General features: G+C 62.0%; 16 protein-coding genes. 12 read left to right on the top strand and 4 right to left on the bottom strand.

Translation table 11 applies throughout. The features are described 5' to 3' along the window. Positions 1–7: 7 nt before the first annotated feature. Positions 8–1,009 (bottom strand): acetyltransferase domain-containing protein, encoded by a 1,002-nt coding sequence (locus KIO74_RS06645; RefSeq protein ID WP_213331264.1) that lies wholly within the window; start codon positions 1,007–1,009, stop codon positions 8–10. 263 nt (positions 1,010–1,272) lie between these two features. On the opposite strand from KIO74_RS06645, the gene eda reads away from it, so the two are divergent. From eda to KIO74_RS06605, 8 genes are all read left to right on the top strand, one after another. Next, positions 1,273–1,914 carry a bifunctional 4-hydroxy-2-oxoglutarate aldolase/2-dehydro-3-deoxy-phosphogluconate aldolase gene (gene eda / locus KIO74_RS06640; RefSeq protein WP_249730881.1) on the top strand — a complete coding sequence of 214 codons (642 nt, stop codon included), beginning with the start codon at positions 1,273–1,275 and terminating at the stop codon, positions 1,912–1,914. Positions 1,915–2,120: 206 nt separating this feature from the next. Then, a complete protein-coding gene (locus tag KIO74_RS06635; RefSeq protein WP_213331263.1) occupies positions 2,121–2,747 on the top strand; it encodes a cold-shock protein in 627 nt (208 codons plus the stop codon). A 412-nt stretch (positions 2,748–3,159) separates the two neighbouring features. Beyond that, positions 3,160–3,672: a DUF192 domain-containing protein gene (locus KIO74_RS06630; protein ID WP_249730880.1), complete on the top strand. Its 513-nt coding sequence runs from the start codon at positions 3,160–3,162 to the stop codon at positions 3,670–3,672. A gap of 720 nt (positions 3,673–4,392) precedes the next feature. Beyond that, positions 4,393–5,715, top strand: a complete 1,323-nt coding sequence (gene proS, locus KIO74_RS06625) for a proline--tRNA ligase (RefSeq protein WP_213331262.1) — start codon at positions 4,393–4,395, stop codon at positions 5,713–5,715. A gap of 39 nt (positions 5,716–5,754) precedes the next feature. Further along, positions 5,755–7,038 (top strand): lipoprotein-releasing ABC transporter permease subunit, encoded by a 1,284-nt coding sequence (locus KIO74_RS06620; RefSeq protein WP_213331261.1) that lies wholly within the window; start codon positions 5,755–5,757, stop codon positions 7,036–7,038. 4 nt (positions 7,039–7,042) lie between these two features. Continuing rightward, positions 7,043–7,741, top strand: coding sequence for an ABC transporter ATP-binding protein (locus tag KIO74_RS06615; RefSeq protein ID WP_213331260.1), 699 nt, complete (start codon positions 7,043–7,045; stop codon positions 7,739–7,741). Between the two features lie 407 nt (positions 7,742–8,148). Then, positions 8,149–9,012, top strand: a complete 864-nt coding sequence (locus KIO74_RS06610; protein ID WP_213331259.1) for a DUF2189 domain-containing protein — start codon at positions 8,149–8,151, stop codon at positions 9,010–9,012. Between the two features lie 179 nt (positions 9,013–9,191). Continuing rightward, positions 9,192–9,644 carry a hypothetical protein gene (locus tag KIO74_RS06605; RefSeq protein ID WP_213331258.1) on the top strand — a complete coding sequence of 151 codons (453 nt, stop codon included), beginning with the start codon at positions 9,192–9,194 and terminating at the stop codon, positions 9,642–9,644. A 106-nt stretch (positions 9,645–9,750) separates the two neighbouring features. Here KIO74_RS06605 and KIO74_RS32165 read toward each other — a convergent pair whose 3' ends face one another. Then, complete coding sequence (locus tag KIO74_RS32165) at positions 9,751–9,879, bottom strand: hypothetical protein (protein ID WP_283772118.1); 129 nt, start codon at positions 9,877–9,879, stop codon at positions 9,751–9,753. Between the two features lie 324 nt (positions 9,880–10,203). Beyond that, positions 10,204–11,061: an outer membrane protein gene (locus tag KIO74_RS06600; RefSeq protein WP_502762103.1), complete on the bottom strand. Its 858-nt coding sequence runs from the start codon at positions 11,059–11,061 to the stop codon at positions 10,204–10,206. 467 nt (positions 11,062–11,528) lie between these two features. Between KIO74_RS06600 and KIO74_RS06595 the strand changes: the two genes are divergently transcribed. Both KIO74_RS06595 and KIO74_RS06590 read left to right on the top strand, forming a co-directional pair. Next, positions 11,529–12,644 carry a Ppx/GppA phosphatase family protein gene (locus KIO74_RS06595; protein ID WP_213334452.1) on the top strand — a complete coding sequence of 372 codons (1,116 nt, stop codon included), beginning with the start codon at positions 11,529–11,531 and terminating at the stop codon, positions 12,642–12,644. Then, complete coding sequence (locus tag KIO74_RS06590) at positions 12,644–13,381, top strand: RlmE family RNA methyltransferase (RefSeq protein WP_213331256.1); 738 nt, start codon at positions 12,644–12,646, stop codon at positions 13,379–13,381. Before KIO74_RS06595 ends, KIO74_RS06590 begins: the two co-directional genes overlap by 1 nt. 29 nt (positions 13,382–13,410) lie before the next feature. Here the strand turns inward: KIO74_RS06590 and KIO74_RS06585 are convergent, their stop codons facing one another. Beyond that, a complete protein-coding gene (locus KIO74_RS06585) occupies positions 13,411–14,847 on the bottom strand; it encodes a DHA2 family efflux MFS transporter permease subunit (protein WP_213331255.1) in 1,437 nt (478 codons plus the stop codon). Between the two features lie 353 nt (positions 14,848–15,200). On the opposite strand from KIO74_RS06585, the gene guaB reads away from it, so the two are divergent. Both guaB and KIO74_RS06575 read left to right on the top strand, forming a co-directional pair. After that, complete coding sequence (gene guaB, locus KIO74_RS06580) at positions 15,201–16,694, top strand: IMP dehydrogenase (protein WP_213331254.1); 1,494 nt, start codon at positions 15,201–15,203, stop codon at positions 16,692–16,694. Between the two features lie 3 nt (positions 16,695–16,697). Beyond that, positions 16,698–17,120, top strand: coding sequence for an MAPEG family protein (locus KIO74_RS06575; protein ID WP_213331253.1), 423 nt, complete (start codon positions 16,698–16,700; stop codon positions 17,118–17,120). The last annotated feature ends 7 nt before the right edge of the window (positions 17,121–17,127 follow it).

The raw sequence follows: 17,127 nt of genomic DNA, 5'->3' as shown, positions 1-17,127 counted from the left end.
CCCGTCCTCATGGCGTCGGCCGCTCCGCGCCGGCGCGGCATTGCCGGAACGCGCCGCTCAGTTGTTGCCTCTCCTGCGGCAGGAGGCTGTTGGAGCTCATCTTGTCCCACATGTCGAGACGGGCGAGGGCGTCGCTGGCGCAGCTGCAATAGCGCGCGCAGGTGGCTGCGTCGCTGCCGTTGTCGATGCAGGCTTTGGCGCAGCTGCGTTGGAATGGCGTAATGCGGGCAGGCTGCACCACCTGCACGAAGGCCCAAAGCATGCCAAGCAGGACAAGTTGATGGGTGAGATAGATCGCGAGGCTGTGTCGTCCCGCGAGGACGAGCCCGCGGCCTATGGGGCCGGGGACGTTCTGTCCGGACCAGGCCGGCAGGGTCGCGCGTCGCAGGAGGAGCCTGGCGATCGCAATACCAGCGAGTACGCAGCCGAACCACGGCAGGAGCGGGATATAGTCGTTGGTCGTGGGAACGCGGGTCGCAAGGCCAAGCCAGAGCCAGCCGGGAGCGTTGAAGAAGGATGATGACGCGATGCCGGGGAGCGCGAAAGCGATCGCCGCGGCGGCGGCCGTCACGAACCAGGGCAGCCTCACGAATGCAAGACCCAGCACGCTCGTCAAGGCGATGGCGTGGAGGATACCAAAGAAGATGAAACTGTCTGGGAAAAGGAAGTAGGAGCCCAGCGTGACCGCAGCTGCCGCCATGATGAGAAGGCCGAGGCGGCGCAGAAAGGGGCGCCAGCGGATCCCGTCTCCATGGGCAAGGACCAGTCCGATGCCGACGAGACCGAGGAACGACCCGGCGATCATCTGCGCGAAAAGCCGCCATCCCGGTGCTGTGGCGATATCCGTTCCGATGAGGCCGAAGAAGCTCAGGTCCCAACTGAAATGGTAGATGACCATTGCGACGATGGCGAGGCCGCGCGCGACATCGACCAGCGGGAGGCGGGGACGTGACAGGGAGCCAGGCGAGAGGCTTGCGGGCTGTGCTGGTGAAGTCGGGGGGAAGTCCACGTGTGGCTCTTCATCAATGCTGGTTAGCAAAAGGTACAGGCAAGATCAGTCATGTGACAGATACGGGATGATTCTGACACCGCACGTCCCCGGGTCGTGGGGGCACCGCAGGTGCGTCACCAATTACAGGTCGCGGATCATCCTTGGAACGCCCCCGTCGCATGAGGCATAGTGACTGACGTCGCAGTCGGTCGCTATGGTCTATGGATTACCATGGGTCTCACGGCCGTGGCCGTTTCGAACGCGTAAATGGGAATGGACTGATGCAAGGTTATGTAGAGCGTATCCGGCGGTGCGGCGTTGTGCCTGTCGTCACGGTTCCCGATATTGAAGCCGCAGTCCCTCTCACGCAGGCTTTGGCCGATGGCGGCATCGATGTCGTCGAGTTGACGCTGCGCACGGCGGCCGGCCTCAAGGCTGTCGAGGCGGTGGCCAGTAAATGCCCCAATGTGCTCGTCATTGCCGGCACTCTGACGTTGCCGGAGCATTTCGCGGCGGTGAAGAACGCAGGCGCCGCCGTGGCGGTCAGCCCGGGTTTCAACGAAGCGCTGCACCATGCCGCCGTCGCGGCGGAATTGCCCTGGCTGCCAGGCGTGGCGACGGCATCCGAGCTGATGAGCGCCATGGCGCTCGGCCGCTCATTGGTGAAGTTCTTTCCCGCGGGCCTTGCCGGAGGGGTCAAGATGCTGAAGGCGCTCTCGGGCCCCTTCCCGGATGCCACCTTCTGTCCGACAGGCGGGGTCGATCCGGACAATCTGAAAGATTATCTTACCTTGCCACAGGTCGTCTGCGTCGGCGGTTCATGGCTCGTTCCGCTAAAGGCTGTCACGGAGCGCAATTGGGGACAGATTCGCACGCTCGCCCAGGAGGCGCGCGATCGCGTGGACGCCTTGCGTGGTAACTGAGTGATGACGCTTCCCGCCGTCTAACATTCGGGAGCGCAACGGAAAGTTGTGCTCCCACTGTCGTTTTTTCTTTTCCCGGCGCAATAAGATCTTAAGATATCTCCATGGCGGGCGGGCCAAGCGCATGCCTTTCTGACTTTGCCGCCTAGGACGCGATGTTATTCTCGCACTTGTAAATTGACATTTGTGATTCGGCTGGTGGTTCCATGTCCAACGATTTTGAAACAAGTTTAATTGGTCCGAAAATCGGACAACAGAAAGCAGATGAGGCAGTTTCTGGCCTCCCCTCAACCGACGTTGCCGAAGGAGAACCCGCGCTCGATCTCGTTGAAGTGGTTGGGCGTATCAAATGGTTTGATGTTTCCAAGGGTTTTGGCTTCATCGTACCGGACAACGGCATGCCGGACGTGCTTCTCCACGTATCCTGCCTTCGTCGCGACGGATACGAAACGGCCAATGAAGGCGCGCGGGTGGTTTGCGAGGCAGTGCAGCGCGCGCGGGGCCTTCAGGCCTTCCGCATCATCTCCATGGACGAAACTTCGGCGATTCATCCCTCGGAGCTTCCCGCGCGCACCCGCGTTACGGTTGTTCCGACGAGTGGGCTCGAGCAGGTCGAGGTCAAATGGTTCAACCGCCTGCGCGGCTTTGGCTTCGTCACGCGCGGCGAGGGAACGCCTGACATCTTTGTCCATATGGAAACGCTGCGTCGCTATGGCCTGATGGAGTTGAAGCCGGGGCAAATGGTACTCGTACGCTTTGGTAATGGTCCAAAAGGGCTGATGGCTGCAGAGGTTCGTCCCTTGGATGGTGGCACGGCGCCAGCGTCTCATTGAGTTTCGGTGTGCGACGCCTTTTGAATCATTTTATTTGATTTGACGACCAAATTACTGATTTTAGTCAATTTTCCGCTTTGTTCTCCAGAATTATCGTAGCTTGTGGTCAACGTGTCGGGGCGCGTGTCTGGCGTCGTCGCGGCTTGCTATCGGCGCGGGCAGCCAATTGCCTTTCCAATCGGGGGAGCGTCCGTTCGGCCGACAAAGGCGCGAACGGCGCTCGCGTGTTGTTTCATCAAGCCTGTTGTTTCATCGGCGAAGCTGCGCCTTCATGCCGATTTCCAATAATGAACGGAAGCTCAGATCATTTTTTTCCGATCTGATGTGATAGTGAGGCGCGATCGAGAAGACGTATCTTGTCAGCGATGGAAGCGGGAGCGACCATCGCCGCGCTTTGGCTCAAGAGGGTTTCATGGTCGTGTTCACCGGGGTTGCTGCGGCCTTCAAGCTTTTGCTGATCTCGGCGCTTTTGGCGCCGCTCGTCTGGATTCCACCCGCGCAGGGCCAGCCGCATCCAGGCGACGCCATCATGCTCGTGAATGTCCAGACCGGGCTCGAGGAGCTGACGATCAGCACGGGAAGCGGCCGCCATGCCTTCTCGGTGGAAGTGATGCGCACCGCGGCACAGCGTGGCCGTGGTCTGATGGAGCGGCGCTACCTGCCCGCCGATCGCGGCATGCTCTTCGATTTCCAGGAAGTGCAGCCGGTCACCATGTGGATGAGCAATACGTACTTGCCCCTCGACATGCTGTTCATCCGCAAGGACGGCACCATCGCGCGCATTGAAGAGCATACCGAGCCCTTTTCGGAGCGACTTATCCCTTCAGGCGAGCCTGTACTGGGGGTTCTCGAGCTGAATGCCGGCACGGCTGCGCGCATCGGTGCCAAGCCGGGGGATCGTATCATTCACCCCATGTTCCGGTGATCTGCCCGCACGCCATGCCCGTTCTCGGATCGCAGTGTGGCGGATGCGACGGCATTAAAAACTCCAGAAAATCAATGCATTATAACGCGTTTCTGAATCGCTTTATAGGACGGGCGGACACTGCGTCAGGTCCCATGGAGCGCCTCTGACGCACCGAACAGAAAAAAAGCAAGGCTTTCGCCTTGCTTTCGAGAATGGATTTTCTTTTATCGCCTTCGACTAAGCGCCTACGCGCCTTTTCTCTGAACGGCGATATTTCCTCCCGAGACCTGGACCGTATCCTGATACCAGCAAATCCCGGCCAGGACATTCATCCGCCACAATCCATAGTCGATCTAAAACGTGTTGTCATCCTTTTGAGCATAGCATGCCTGCATTTTTTGCAATCGCCGGCAGCGCGTTGCGAGAGGCCTTGAGGCGCAAAGGCGAAGCGGCGATCAAAATGCCTGCACATTGGGCGGCAGGGGCGGAGCGAAGGCTTGGCAGCCGGATGCCATCGCTTGGGTTATCGCGGGGCCACCGATTGGGCCATCAGGGTTAAGGAATGAAGTGAAGGCCATCGGAACAAGGCTCTATCGGAAGGACGGAAGGCTGGATGCGCAAAGAATAGGCCGAGAATGGCAATATGCCGGGGGACTGCTTGTATTTTTGGCGACAGAGGTGTTGTGTCGGTCCTCTCGAATCTCAATGATCTCCAAAGTCTCTTGATGCAAGGTCCCGATGCGCCTCAGCCGCTACTTCCTTCCCGTCCTGCGTGAAACGCCCAAGGAAGCGGAAATCGTTTCTCATCGCCTCATGCTGCGCGCCGGCATGGTTCGTCAGGAATCGGCTGGGATCTATGCCTGGCTGCCGCTTGGCCTCAGAGTCCTGAACCGGATCTCGGCCATCGTCCGCGAGGAGCAAAATCGCGCCGGCGCGGTCGAGCTTCTCATGCCGACGATCCAGTCAGCGGAGTTGTGGCGCGAATCCGGCCGTTACGACGCCTATGGCAAGGAGATGCTGCGCATCACCGATCGCCATGAACGCGAGATGCTGTTTGGACCTACCAACGAGGAGATGATCACCGAGATTTTCCGTGCCTCGGTGAAATCCTACAAGGACCTGCCGCTCAATCTCTACCACATCCAGTGGAAGTTCCGGGACGAGATCCGGCCGCGTTTTGGCACGATGCGCTCGCGCGAGTTCCTGATGAAGGACGCTTACTCCTTCGATCTGGACAAGGAAGGCGCACGCCACTCCTACAACAAGATGTTCGTCGCCTATCTCAGGACCTTTGCAAGGCTTGGCCTGCGTGCCATTCCGATGCAGGCGGATACAGGGCCGATCGGTGGTGACCTGAGCCACGAGTTCATCATCCTGGCGGACACGGGCGAGAGCGAGGTCTTCTGCCACAAGGACTTCCTCGACTTTCCGATTCCCGGCGCTGAGACGGATTTCGACGATGTCGCCGGCCTCCAGGGCATCGTTGATTCCTGGACTTCGCTCTATGCCGCGACCTCCGAGAAGCACGATGAGGCGCGTTATGCGGCCATCGCCGAAGGGGAGAAGCTTTCAGCCCGCGGCATCGAGGTGGGCCACATTTTCTACTTCGGGACGAAATACTCGGCGCCGATGGGCGCGACCGTGACCTCACCGGATGGCCGCGAAGTGCCCGTTCACATGGGTTCCTACGGGATCGGGCCGTCGCGTCTCGTCGCCGCCCTGATCGAGGCGAGCCACGACGACAAGGGCATCATCTGGCCGGACGCGGTCGCCCCCTTCGATGTCGCGCTTCTCAACCTGAAGGTTGGCGACGCGGCGACCGATGAGGCCTCGCTCAAGATCTATCAGGCGCTGAACCTGCGCGGCCGTGAGGTGCTCTACGATGACACCGATGGGCGGCCTGGCGCCAAATTCGCGACGGCCGATCTGATCGGCTTGCCCTGGCAGGTCATCGTCGGGCCCAAGGGGCTCGCGGACGGAAAGGTGGAAGTGAAGCGGCGCGGCAGCGACGAGCGAGAGCTGCTTTCCGTCGAGGAGGCTGTCAACAAAGTCGCTGGTTGATCCCTTGTGCGTAACCGAGGAGCCGGAAACGGGCAAAGAATGAGCGCAGAACCCGGGTCGGATTCGACGCGTCCCTTCGCTGCTTTCGAGTGGATGCTTGCATCGCGTTATCTCAGGGCAAGGCGGCGTGAGGGATTCATCTCCGTCATCGCCGGCTTCTCTTTTCTGGGCATCATGCTGGGCGTGGCGACCTTGATCGTCGTCATGTCCGTCATGAACGGCTTTCGCGAGGAACTCCTCAGCAAGATCGTCGGCGTGAACGGGCATATCTTCGTCCAGCCGATCGAGCAGCCGCTGACCGACTATGCCGCCGTTGCGCAGCGTATCGCCAGCGTCGAGGGGGTGACGCTCGCGGTGCCTCTCGTCGAGGGCCAGGCGCTCGCTTCCGCCTCTCAGAGTGGCAACAATGGCGGCGCGCTCGTAAGGGGCGTGCGTGAGCAGGACATCACGCGCATCCCCTTCATCGCCAATACCATCCGAGAGGGCACCCTTGCCGGTTTCGACGAGAAGGGCGGCATAGCCATCGGCCGGCGGCTTGCGGAGTTCCTCGGCGTCAGGACAGGAGACACCGTCACCATCATCTCGCCGCGTGGTTCCGCGACTCCCATGGGGGTCGCACCGCGCATCAAGGCCTATCCCGTCGTGGCGGTCTTCGAGATCGGCATGTCGGAGTTCGACGGATCCTTCGTCTATATGCCGATGCAGGAGGCGCAGGCCTTCTTCAATCGCGACGGCGACGTAAGCCTCATCGAGGTCTTCCTGCGCAACGCGGACGATGTCGACGCAGCACGTGACCGCATCGACGCGGCGGCCGGGCGCCCGATCATGATGAGCGATTGGCGCCAGCGTAACCGCACGTTTTTCTCGGCCCTCGAGGTCGAGCGGAATGTGATGTTCCTCATCCTCACGCTGATCGTTCTGGTGGCGGCGCTCAACATCATCTCCGGCCTCATCATGCTGGTGAAGGACAAGAGCGAGGATATCGCCATCCTGCGGACGATGGGGGCGACGCGTGGCGCCGTCATGCGGGTCTTCCTGATCACCGGCGCCTCGATCGGCATCGTGGGCACGATCGCGGGCTTTTTCCTCGGCCTGCTCATCACGCTCAACGTGGAGCGGATCCGCGCCTTCATGTCCTGGCTCACCAACACCAACCTCTTCCCGGCGGAGCTCTATTTCCTCAGCCGGCTGCCGGCGGTGATCGAGCCGGGAGAGGTCGTGACGGTGGTTACGATGGCGATCGTGCTGTCGCTTATTGCCACGCTCTATCCAAGCTGGCGGGCCGCGCGGCTCGATCCTGTCGAAGCCTTGCGTTACGGGTGAATGGATGAGTACTGCTGCGCCTCCGCCTCCCGCCCTGTTTCTGTCCCGCGTGGAGCGGCGTTACATGCAGGGATCGGCGACGCTCGATATCCTGCGCGGCGCCGATTTCGCGGTCTGGCCGGGCGAGATCGTGGCACTCGTCGCCCCTTCCGGGACTGGCAAATCCACGCTCCTCCATGTGGCGGGCCTGCTGGAACGGCCGGATGCCGGAGAGGTCTATATCGGCGCGAGGCCCACGGTCGAACTGGATGACGGCGAGCGCACGCGGCTCAGGCGTGTCGATATCGGCTTCGTCTACCAGTTCCACCACCTTCTGCCAGAATTCTCGGCGCTCGAAAACGTGGTGCTTCCGCAACTCATCCGAGGGCTGGACCGCAAGGTCGCGGAGCAACGCGCCACGGATCTCCTCACCTTTCTCGGTATCGGGCAGCGCCTGAAGCACCGCCCTGCCGAATTGTCCGGCGGGGAGCAGCAACGCGTCGCCATTGCCCGCGCGGTGGCCAATGGCCCGCGGGTTCTCCTCGCCGACGAGCCGACGGGCAATCTCGACCCCAGCACCGCCGACCATGTCTTCCATACATTGATCGCCCTGGTGCGCGCGTCGCGCGTGGGCGCCGTTATAGCAACGCACAATCTTGATCTCGCGCGACGGATGGATCGTCGGGTCACGATCCATGACGGCCTTGTCGTGCAGATGGATTGAACGCTACGGCGTCCACGAAACACGCTGATGGATGTCATCCAGCGTTGCGCGACCCGTCAATGCCATTTCTTCTCGCAGTTTGTTCCAGGGCCGCGCACGTGTGGCTCGCGCAGGATCAGATCGTTCGCTCGGGTCGGCAAAGCCCGCGTTGCCAGGAACGTGGAGACGCCGAGGGATATTTGATCCAGGCGAAGGGGAGGCGTATCATCGCGTCAATCGTCGCTGTGGTGAGACGGAGCCTCGCTCCCCGGCGTCGGACGTTCAGGGAAGAGCGCCCGCTCGCCGGATCGAGGCCGCACTGATCGGACAGGCACGACGGCCATTTTTGAGCCGGCCATCAGGCCTGAGATCGATTCCACCGTTTCGCTCCAGCGGCCCTGCGGACTGTTCGTTCGGGAGTGGGCGAGATGACGATACGTAATCCGGTCGAGTGGATGTGGTCTCAATTGAACCAGACCGCGCAGGTCGCGGGCGGGTTTGGCAATGCCATCTATCACCCAGGTGATGCCGTCCGTGCGCGTCGGCTCCATGTGAACCGTATCGGCTTCAGTGATCTCCGCGAGGCTTTGCGCCGAGGATGGCAGGACTTCATCAGCTATCGCTCGGATGTGCTGTTCGTGGTCCTGATCTATCCAATTGCCGGGCTCGTGTTGAGCCAGCTGGCGGTCGGCCGCTCGATGCTTCATCTCATCTTCCCACTCGCATCCGGCTTTGCGCTGCTCGGACCGTTCGCTGCGACAGGAATCTACGAGGTCAGCCGGCGCCGCGAACTGGGGCAGCAGAGCAGCTGGTTCGAGGCCTTCAAGGTTTTTTCCTCACCGGCATTCGGCTCTGTCGCTATGCTCGGCTTCGTCATGACCCTGTTCTTCCTGCTTTGGCTGCTTGTGGCGATGGTCATCTACCACTTCACGCTCGGGCCAGCCTATCCTACCTCTATCGACCAGTTCCTTGTCGATGTCTTCGGCACGCCGGCTGGCTGGGCGCTCATTCTGATCGGGGGCGGGGTCGGATTCGCCTTTGCGCTCGTGGTCTTGATGACCGCCAGCATCTCCTTCCCGCTTCTGATCGACAGACATGCCGGGATTGTAGCTGCCGTGGCGACGTCCGTGCGTGCCTTCGTGATCAATCCAGGGCCGATGCTCGCTTGGGGCGCGATCGTCGCTGGCGCGCTCGTGCTCGGCTCAGTGCCGCTTCTTGTGGGACTGATCGTCGTCATGCCGGTCCTGGGCCATGCCACCTGGCATCTCTACCGACGCCTTACAGCACCTTGAATGAGTGGCTCCGCGCCGGATGCGTTAGCTTTTCGCTAACCATGATCAGGCGCGAAAGCGCCTTTGCGGGTCTGTATGCATTCATAGCCCGACTTCCCTCGTTGGTTGCAATCTATGAGGCGGAACAACCGGTTCCCCGGTTTGTTCTGCTGATGCAATTGTGCACAGGAGTTGTTGCTATGAAGTCATTTCTTATTATGGGTGTTGCAGCTGGCCTCATGGCTGGCATCGCCGGGGCATCCGCCCAGACCTACGCCACCGCGGCCCCGGTCGTGGCCACTACGCGTGCTGTTGCCGTCACAGGCTTCGGAACGACCCTTGTCGAGGGCGTTCTTCCCACCGTCGCCAGTGGCATCAAGGTGATACCGGGCAGCATCCTGCCGGCTTATGTCCCGTTGACCCATACGGTCAGCGCCATTCCCGCGACTGGCTACGTGGCCTTCGCCCCCGGTATCGGCCAACTTGAATGGATGCCGACGGGCACAGGTTTCATGCGCCTCGGAGTGCGTGGATGGAGCAGCCACGTGATCATGCCTGCCATGGCGAGCTATTCCTATTTCATCTCGCCTGACCGGAAGATGGTTTTCGTGAACCCGCTGACCCGCCAGGTCCTGCGTATCATCACCCTCTAACCTGCGAGAGCAGCCTTCGCCTGTCGCTCAGGCAAGGGCATCGAGCGGTCGACGTGAATCAAAACGGCGCGCCCCACGTGGGGCGCGCCGTTCTTTTAGGAGATAATCAGAAATGGCTGAACGTAAACACGCCGATCAGCACGAAAGAGACCACGATCGTGGTGATGAAAAGGCTTGCCGGCATACCGGATTCTTCGGGCGTGCCGACCGAGCCATGGGGATCTGAGGTGGCCATGAGGTCTCCATACAAAAATGACGGCAGGCGCCGTAAGGATTTCATGGAGCACTATGGCGAAGGCAAGCCGTCTCGGCAATCGGCAAGATCACCAATCGGCAAGATCGTCAATCGGCAAGATCGTCAATCGGCAAGATCTCCAACGCGCGGAATGCTGAGCACGGTGGACTTCATTCGCGGGACGAGGCAGTTCATGATGGCCGGCATGGTGGGACGTTCGACTCCACGTTGCGCCAGCGCATTTTCCCAGCACATGTTCCTATGACAGACCGCCCGCGCTTGTTAAGCGCGGGCGGTTGAACCGGGCTTTCGCGGGAAGGCTGGTCAGAACCGATAGTTCACGCCTGCGCGGATCATCTGGACGTTGGACGTATTGCGGGCCCCGAAAGCAACACCGGCGGTGGCGGGGTCAAGCGGGGCTGCGGCGACGTTGCGTCCTTTCATCTGTATGTGAAGGAACTCACCCTTCACTGAGATCTCGTCCGTGACGGCGTATTCGGCGCCGGCTCCGAGAGCCCAGCCGTAACGATATCCCGACCCGCTTTTACCCACCGTGCCGAAAAGGCCGGGAACGGGTGCGGGGGCGGCGGCGGTCTCGGTCGCAGCCGGATCGAGGGTCGGATCGGCAATTGGCGCAACGCTCGCACCCGTGACGGAGAGAAGGCCCTGGGAGCGCTGGCTGGCGCGCGCAACGGCGAGGCCGCCGGTGCCATAGACCATAAACCGGTCGAAGACCGTCCAGCCGATGCGTGGGCGCAGCGTCGCCAACCAATGCAGGGACTGGCTGCTGCGCATGGCAGCGTCGACTATCTCCCCCGTTTCTCCATTGACGAGGCGGCCCGAGGCCAAGGCCCCGTGCCGCAGCTTGAGGGCGTCGAAATCCGCCTCGATGCCGAGCACGATCGAGCCCATTTGGTAGTTGTACCCGATTTGCGCGCCGCCCGTGAAGCCGTCGCGCTCTCGCCGGGCCGCCCCAAGCCCGGTCACGAATATGGGATCGGCGGCGACGGCGTCCTGCCGACCGGCCCAGCCGATCTTCGTACGCAGGCGTCCCATGGCATAGCCTGCGTTCACGCCAGCATAGGGGCCAGTCCATGTGAAAACAGGCGGGATCGGGGCTGACGGTGGTGATGGGCGGGGTCTCGCAAAATCCGCCGCCGCCGCATGCGCAGAGACTCCGATTGCGCCCAGAATGGCCAGTCCCGCCGTGAAATAACCTATATGCATCATATTTCTCGCAATTTCATTATAATTAATGGAAAATGAAGCGCAGAATGACAATAACTATCCTCTCGATGCAAATTATCGAGCGCACAATGATGGTTATCATTGCAGTTTATGCGCGTATATGGGGATATTGTGCCGCTGCGAAGGTATTATTACCTGTTGTTCGTCTTATGGTTTATAAGTGACTGTAATTTCGAGGTCATGAAAATGCATTTGGTCAGCTGATTGCTAGGCGTAAATCTCGGGTATTGTTTCAGCGCGACTAGGGACGCCTGCCTCTGCGGGTCGCCCTCGTGTGGCATCCCACGGGTTAGCGCTTGGCATTGGATGCGTTGCGCTGCTACTCTGGCGGTGAATGAGAGCGTGGCGAGGCGGTTGGTCCTCTGCCGCATGCCGCGCAAGGATTTACGGCCGTGGTGGTCATGGATGATGCGGGCGCCGACAGCATTGCTGTTTTGGTGTCACAGGGCGACGCTGTGGAGGAGCTTCCTCGGCAGGTCAGGAAGCCGCGTCGGCGCGGCCGCCGTCGGCGTTGGCGCCGCAGCGGGGTGAGGACGGCTACCTACGCCGCACTTGATCTTGGAACCAACAACTGTCGCCTGCTGGTCGCCGAGCCGACCTACAGGGGCTTTCGCGTGGTTGATGCGTTCTCGCGCATCGTGCGGCTGGGCGAGGGCTTGGCGCGCGAAAACCAGCTCGGCGAGCCGGCGATCGCCCGTGCCATTGAAGCGCTCAAGATTTGCCGCACGAAGATCGACGCCAATGGCGTGGTTCGCGCGCGCCTCATCGCCACGGAGGCCTGCCGGGCGGCCGTGAATGGAGGGCAGTTCATTGAGCGGGTCGAGCGCGAGACCGGCCTCGCGTTGGAGGTGGTCGATCGGCAGACGGAGGCTTATCTCGCGGTAACGGGCTGTGCCAATCTTGCCGACCCCGAGGCCGATGCCGTGATCGTCTTCGATATCGGTGGTGGCTCCACGGAGATCATCTGGCTCGAGGGCATGGGCCTGTCCGGCCGGAGGGAAACCGGTGAGCGCGTGCGCGCCTGGGAATCGATGCCCACCGGCGTCGTGACGCTCGCCGAGCAGCATGGCGGGGCGGACGTTACGCGCGAATCCTTCGAGGCCATGGTGTCCCACGTGTCGCGCCTCATCGCCGGTTTCGTGGAGCGCGCGGGTATCGCGTCGTCAAAGCGCGGCTTTCATCTCCTTGGGACATCAGGAACCGTGACGACCATCGCGGGAGTTCATCTCGCTCTGCCGCGTTACGATCGCCGGCGCGTGGACGGATTGTGGATGGCCGACCGCGAAGTCTCCGATGTCATCGATCACCTGCTCGAAACCGGTTACGAGGAGCGGATGGCCAATCCTTGCATCGGCAGCGAACGGGCTGATCTCGTGCTGGCGGGCTGCGCGATACTGGAGGCTATCCGTCGTGCCTTTCCGAGCGAGCGCCTCAGGATCGCCGACAGGGGCTTGCGCGAGGGCATCCTCATGACGCTTATGCGCGAGGATGGCGTTTGGCGTGGTGGATGGGGCTGATGAAGTCTAAGGGTTCTGGCGATGCGCCCCGCGCGCTCAAGGTGCGCGTGAAGACGGCGGGCAAGCGGTCTCTTGCCTCCCAGAAGTGGCTCGCTCGTCAGTTGAACGACCCCTATGTCGCGCGCGCGAAGCGCGAGGGCTATCGCTCACGCGCCGCCTTCAAGCTCATCGAGATGGACGACAAGTTCCATTTCCTCAAGCGCGGCCAGCGCATCGTTGACCTCGGCGCCGCGCCCGGTGGCTGGTCCCAGGTCGCGGCGGCGAAAGTCGGGATCAAGGGAGACGGGGAAGGGCCGGGGCGTGTCGTCGGTATCGATCTCCTGCCGATCGATCCGCTGCCGGGCATCGACTTTATCCAGCTCGATTTCCTGGCCGATGAAGCGCCTGACCGTCTGATCGCCCTGCTCGGCGGACCGGCGGATGTCGTTATGTCCGACATGGCCGCCAATGCCACCGGCCATAAGAAGACCGATCACCTGAAGATCATGGGCCTAGCGGAAACCGCGGCCGATTTCGCGCGACAGATCCTGGCGCCGGGCGGCGTCTTCGTGGCGAAGGTGCTGCAGGGCGGCACCGAGAATGCCTTGCTCGCCGACCTGAAGCGAGATTTCCGGGACGTGCGCCACGTCAAACCGGCGGCGAGCCGCTCCGATTCCTCGGAGCTTTATGTGCTCGCCATGGGATTCAGAGGCCGCGGCCCTTCCGACGCCGGAGCGACCCTGGACGAAGACGTCTAGCACCGCTGCGGGCGGGGCACCGGCAACCGTCATTCAGCGGGTTGACGTTGTTCCTCGATGCTGTTTGCGGTCGCCTTGCGCGGATCCACATGGCCCGACACCTCGGCTCCGGCATGGGGGCTGAGGCGGAGAAGGACGAAGACCGAACTCGCCGAAAACAGCGCGACGCTCAGGAAGGCCGGCCAGAAATCGGTCGCGACGATACCCGATGCGGGGTGGCGGCTGCTGACCATCTCCAGCACGAAGGCGCCGATCGCCACGCCGCAGCTGAGCGAGAGCTGCTGCGCGACGCTGGAGAAGCTCGTCGCGAGGCTCATGCTGCGTTTGGAGACATCCGCGAACATCAGCGCGTTAAGCCCGGTGAACTGCAGAGACCGGAAACAACCGCCAACGAGCAGCAAGCCCAGCATCAGCAAATAGGGCATGTCTGCGGTGAAAAAGCCTTGAATGATGAGAAAGGCCGAGCCGACGACCGCGTTCACGGTCATGACGCGGCGAAAGCCATAGCGTCGGAGGATCTGGGCCGCGAGCGTCTTCATGAAGAGAGCGCCGACCGCCGACGCGAAGGTGATCAAGCCGGAATGAAGCGGGTCCAGCCCGAAGCCAATCTGCAGCATCAGCGGCAGGAGAAAAGGAATGGCGCCAATGCCGATGCGGAACAGGAAGCCGGCGATCACTCCGATGCGGAAGGTCGGAATGCTGAGAAGCGCGAAGTCGAGTACCGGGTGGGGTGTGCGCTTCGCATGCCAGACATAGCTGGCGATGGAGAGCGCGCCGATGATCGTGGCACCCGCCGAGATGAAGGGTGACACAAGATGACGCCCGCCCGTGGCGAGGCCGAACATCACGAGGGAGAGACCGACCGCGGAGAGCAGGGCACCCGTGACATCGAGCGGAGGCACATCCTCCTCGCGGATGTTCTCGAAGAAAACTGTCGCGAGCAGGATACCTGCAATCCCGATGGGGATGTTGATGAAGAAGATCCACTGCCAGTGGAAATAGGTGGTGATGAAGCCGCCGAGCGGAGGCCCGAAAACGGGCCCCAGCATGGCCGGGATCGACAGGTAGGCGAGAGCCTGAACCATCTGGTTGCGCGGCACGCTGCGCAGCAGCACGAGCCGGCCGACCGGCACCATCATCGCGCCGCCCATGCCCTGGAAGAAGCGGGCGAGAACGAATGTCTCCAGCGAATGAGAGAAGGCGCAGCCGATCGATCCCAGCATGAAGACCGCCATGGCGAGGCGAAAGATCGTCTTGGCGCCAAAACGGTCCGCCATCCAGCCGCTGATCGGAATGAACACGGCGAGGCTGACGAGATAGGAGGTGAGGGCGAGCTTGAGCGCGATGGGGTCTTCGCCGAGATCAAGGGCGATCGCCGGCAGGGACGTGGCGATGACCGTCGAGTCCGTGTTCTCCATGAAGAGCGCACAGGCGACGATGAGAGGGACGAGCATCGGACGGGCCATCACGGCCTCATTTTTGGTTCGTGCGACACAACTCGCCCCAATACCATAGCTGCGATTGATGTGACCGGCACGGAACGCGGGGCTGGTCGCCCCTCTATGCATAGACAACAAGGGCAAAGTCGCGGCCGTCTACTCGACGGAACCTCAAGGTCGTGGTACAGACCGCTGCCAACTCAACAGCATGAGATTGAAGCGGAAGCTGATCCGGCAGGCGGGTTTCCCGTCAGTGTCATGCTCTACCCGTAGCATGGTTGCGCAACGGCTCCCCTCCGGGCCGGCGTGGCCGGGAAGCGATCACCGCGAGGCATCCGGCCTCCGCGGACTGCTTCACAAGATTGAAGAAAGGGTTGGCGATGCCGGTCATCCATGACAGTCCGTTCCGTGAGGCTTTGACGTTCGACGACGTGCTCCTGCAGCCCGGTCATTCCGAGGTCATGCCCGGCGAGGTCGACGTCCGCACGCAGCTGACGCGCACCATCAGCATCAATCTCCCGGTCATGGCGTCGGCCATGGATACGGTCACCGAGGCGCGCATGGCGATCGCCATGGCGCAGAACGGCGGGCTCGGGGTCATTCACCGCAATTTGACCCCAGAGCAGCAGGCCGATGAAGTCCGCCTCGTGAAGAAATTCGAATCGGGCATGATCGTCAATCCGGTGACGATCAACCCGAAGGCGACCCTGGCCGATGCCTTCGCGCTCATGAAACAGCACGGCATCTCAGGCATCCCTGTGGTGGAGGAAGGACCCAGCGGGCAGCGCGGCAAGCTGGTCGGCATCCTGACGAACCGTGACGTGCGCTTCGCGACCAACCCGCAGCAGCCGGTTGCCGAACTGATGACGAAGGACAAGCTCATCACCGTCCGCGAGGGAGTGAGCCAGGACGAAGCCAAGCGCCTGCTGCACCAGTTCCGCATCGAGAAACTGCTCGTCGTCGACGACCACTATCGCTGCATCGGCCTGATCACCGTCAAGGACATGGAGAAGCAGATCGCTTATCCCCATGCGGCGAAGGACGAGCAGGGGCGCCTGCGCGTCGCGGCCGCGACCACGACGGGTGACGACGGCTTCCGCCGGGCCGAGCTGCTGATTGATGCGGGTTGCGACCTCATCGTCGTGGATACGGCCCACGGGCATTCCCAGCGCGTGCTGGACGCGGTGACGAAGGTCAAGAAGCTGTCGAATTCCGTGCAGGTCATTGCCGGCAATATCGCGACGGCGAGCGGCGCCAAGGCGCTCATCGACGCCGGCGCGGACGCCATCAAGGTCGGCATCGGCCCGGGCTCCATCTGCACCACGCGTATCGTCGCCGGTGTCGGCGTTCCCCAGCTCACCGCCATCATGGATGCAGTCTCCGCAGCATCGGTGCAGAATGTGCCGGTCATCGCTGATGGCGGCATCAAGTTTTCCGGTGACTTCGCCAAGGCTCTCGCCGCCGGGGCACACTGCTGCATGGTGGGCTCGCTGCTCGCCGGCACGGATGAGGCGCCCGGCGAGGTCTTCCTGTGGCAGGGCCGCTCCTACAAGGCCTATCGCGGTATGGGCTCGGTCGGGGCGATGGCGCGCGGTTCCGCGGATCGCTACTTCCAGCAGGACATCAAGGATACGTTGAAGCTCGTCCCGGAAGGCATCGAGGGCCAGGTGCCCTACAAGGGTAGCGTGGCGAGTGTGCTTCATCAGCTCGTCGGCGGGCTCCGCGCCGCGATGGGCTATGTGGGCGCTCGCAATCTCGAACAGTTGCGCGCCAATGCGGAATTCGTCCGCATCAGCGGTGCGGGACTGCGCGAGAGCCACGTCCATGACGTGACGATCACCCGCGAGAGCCCGAATTATCGCACGCGGGACTGATCGATGACCGTGCCAATGGTGTTGTTGCCGGTCTTCGTGCTGGTCGCGCTGGCTTTCGTTCTCCTGCTGTCGCTCGCGCCGATACGCGCGGCCGCCCTCAGGTCGGGCAAGGTTGATGTCGCGGCCGTCGCGCTTGACGATCGCCAGTGGCATGGGCGGGCGCAGCAGTTCGGCAATGCCTTCAAGAATCAGTTCGAGGTGCCGGTGCTGTTCTACGCACTGGTCGCCCTCGCGCTGATCACGCGCCAGACGGACTTTCTCTTTGTGGCGTTGTCATGGGTCTTCGTCGCAAGCCGGCTGGTTCATGCCTTCATCCACGTAACATCCAATAATATCGGTGTGCGTGGACCGGCCTTCGGTTTCGGCGTGCTGGTGCTGGCCGTTATGTGGATCATCTTCGCTGTGCGGATTCTCGCGAGCGCGTGATGGCAGG

Source organism: Chelatococcus sp. HY11, from assembly GCF_018398335.1.
Lineage (GTDB): Bacteria > Pseudomonadota > Alphaproteobacteria > Rhizobiales > Beijerinckiaceae > Chelatococcus.
The sequence above is the reverse complement of the archived record's forward strand: the minus strand, read 5'-3'. Positions and strand labels throughout refer to the sequence as shown.

Excerpts from the sequence above, each read along its gene's own strand:
- eda (WP_249730881.1), top strand. The coding sequence starts at position 1,273 with ATGCAAGGTTATGTAGAGCGTATCCGGCGGTGCGGCGTTGTGCCTGTC.
- KIO74_RS06635 (WP_213331263.1), top strand. The coding sequence starts at position 2,121 with ATGTCCAACGATTTTGAAACAAGTTTAATTGGTCCGAAAATCGGACAA.
- KIO74_RS06630 (WP_249730880.1), top strand. The coding sequence starts at position 3,160 with ATGGTCGTGTTCACCGGGGTTGCTGCGGCCTTCAAGCTTTTGCTGATC.
- proS (WP_213331262.1), top strand. The coding sequence starts at position 4,393 with ATGCGCCTCAGCCGCTACTTCCTTCCCGTCCTGCGTGAAACGCCCAAG.
- KIO74_RS06620 (WP_213331261.1), top strand. The coding sequence starts at position 5,755 with ATGAGCGCAGAACCCGGGTCGGATTCGACGCGTCCCTTCGCTGCTTTC.
- KIO74_RS06615 (WP_213331260.1), top strand. The coding sequence starts at position 7,043 with ATGAGTACTGCTGCGCCTCCGCCTCCCGCCCTGTTTCTGTCCCGCGTG.
- KIO74_RS06610 (WP_213331259.1), top strand. The coding sequence starts at position 8,149 with ATGACGATACGTAATCCGGTCGAGTGGATGTGGTCTCAATTGAACCAG.
- KIO74_RS06605 (WP_213331258.1), top strand. The coding sequence starts at position 9,192 with ATGAAGTCATTTCTTATTATGGGTGTTGCAGCTGGCCTCATGGCTGGC.
- KIO74_RS32165 (WP_283772118.1), bottom strand. The coding sequence starts at position 9,879 with ATGGCCACCTCAGATCCCCATGGCTCGGTCGGCACGCCCGAAGAATCC.
- KIO74_RS06595 (WP_213334452.1), top strand. The coding sequence starts at position 11,529 with ATGGATGATGCGGGCGCCGACAGCATTGCTGTTTTGGTGTCACAGGGC.
- KIO74_RS06590 (WP_213331256.1), top strand. The coding sequence starts at position 12,644 with ATGAAGTCTAAGGGTTCTGGCGATGCGCCCCGCGCGCTCAAGGTGCGC.
- KIO74_RS06585 (WP_213331255.1), bottom strand. The coding sequence starts at position 14,847 with ATGGCCCGTCCGATGCTCGTCCCTCTCATCGTCGCCTGTGCGCTCTTC.
- guaB (WP_213331254.1), top strand. The coding sequence starts at position 15,201 with ATGCCGGTCATCCATGACAGTCCGTTCCGTGAGGCTTTGACGTTCGAC.
- KIO74_RS06575 (WP_213331253.1), top strand. The coding sequence starts at position 16,698 with ATGACCGTGCCAATGGTGTTGTTGCCGGTCTTCGTGCTGGTCGCGCTG.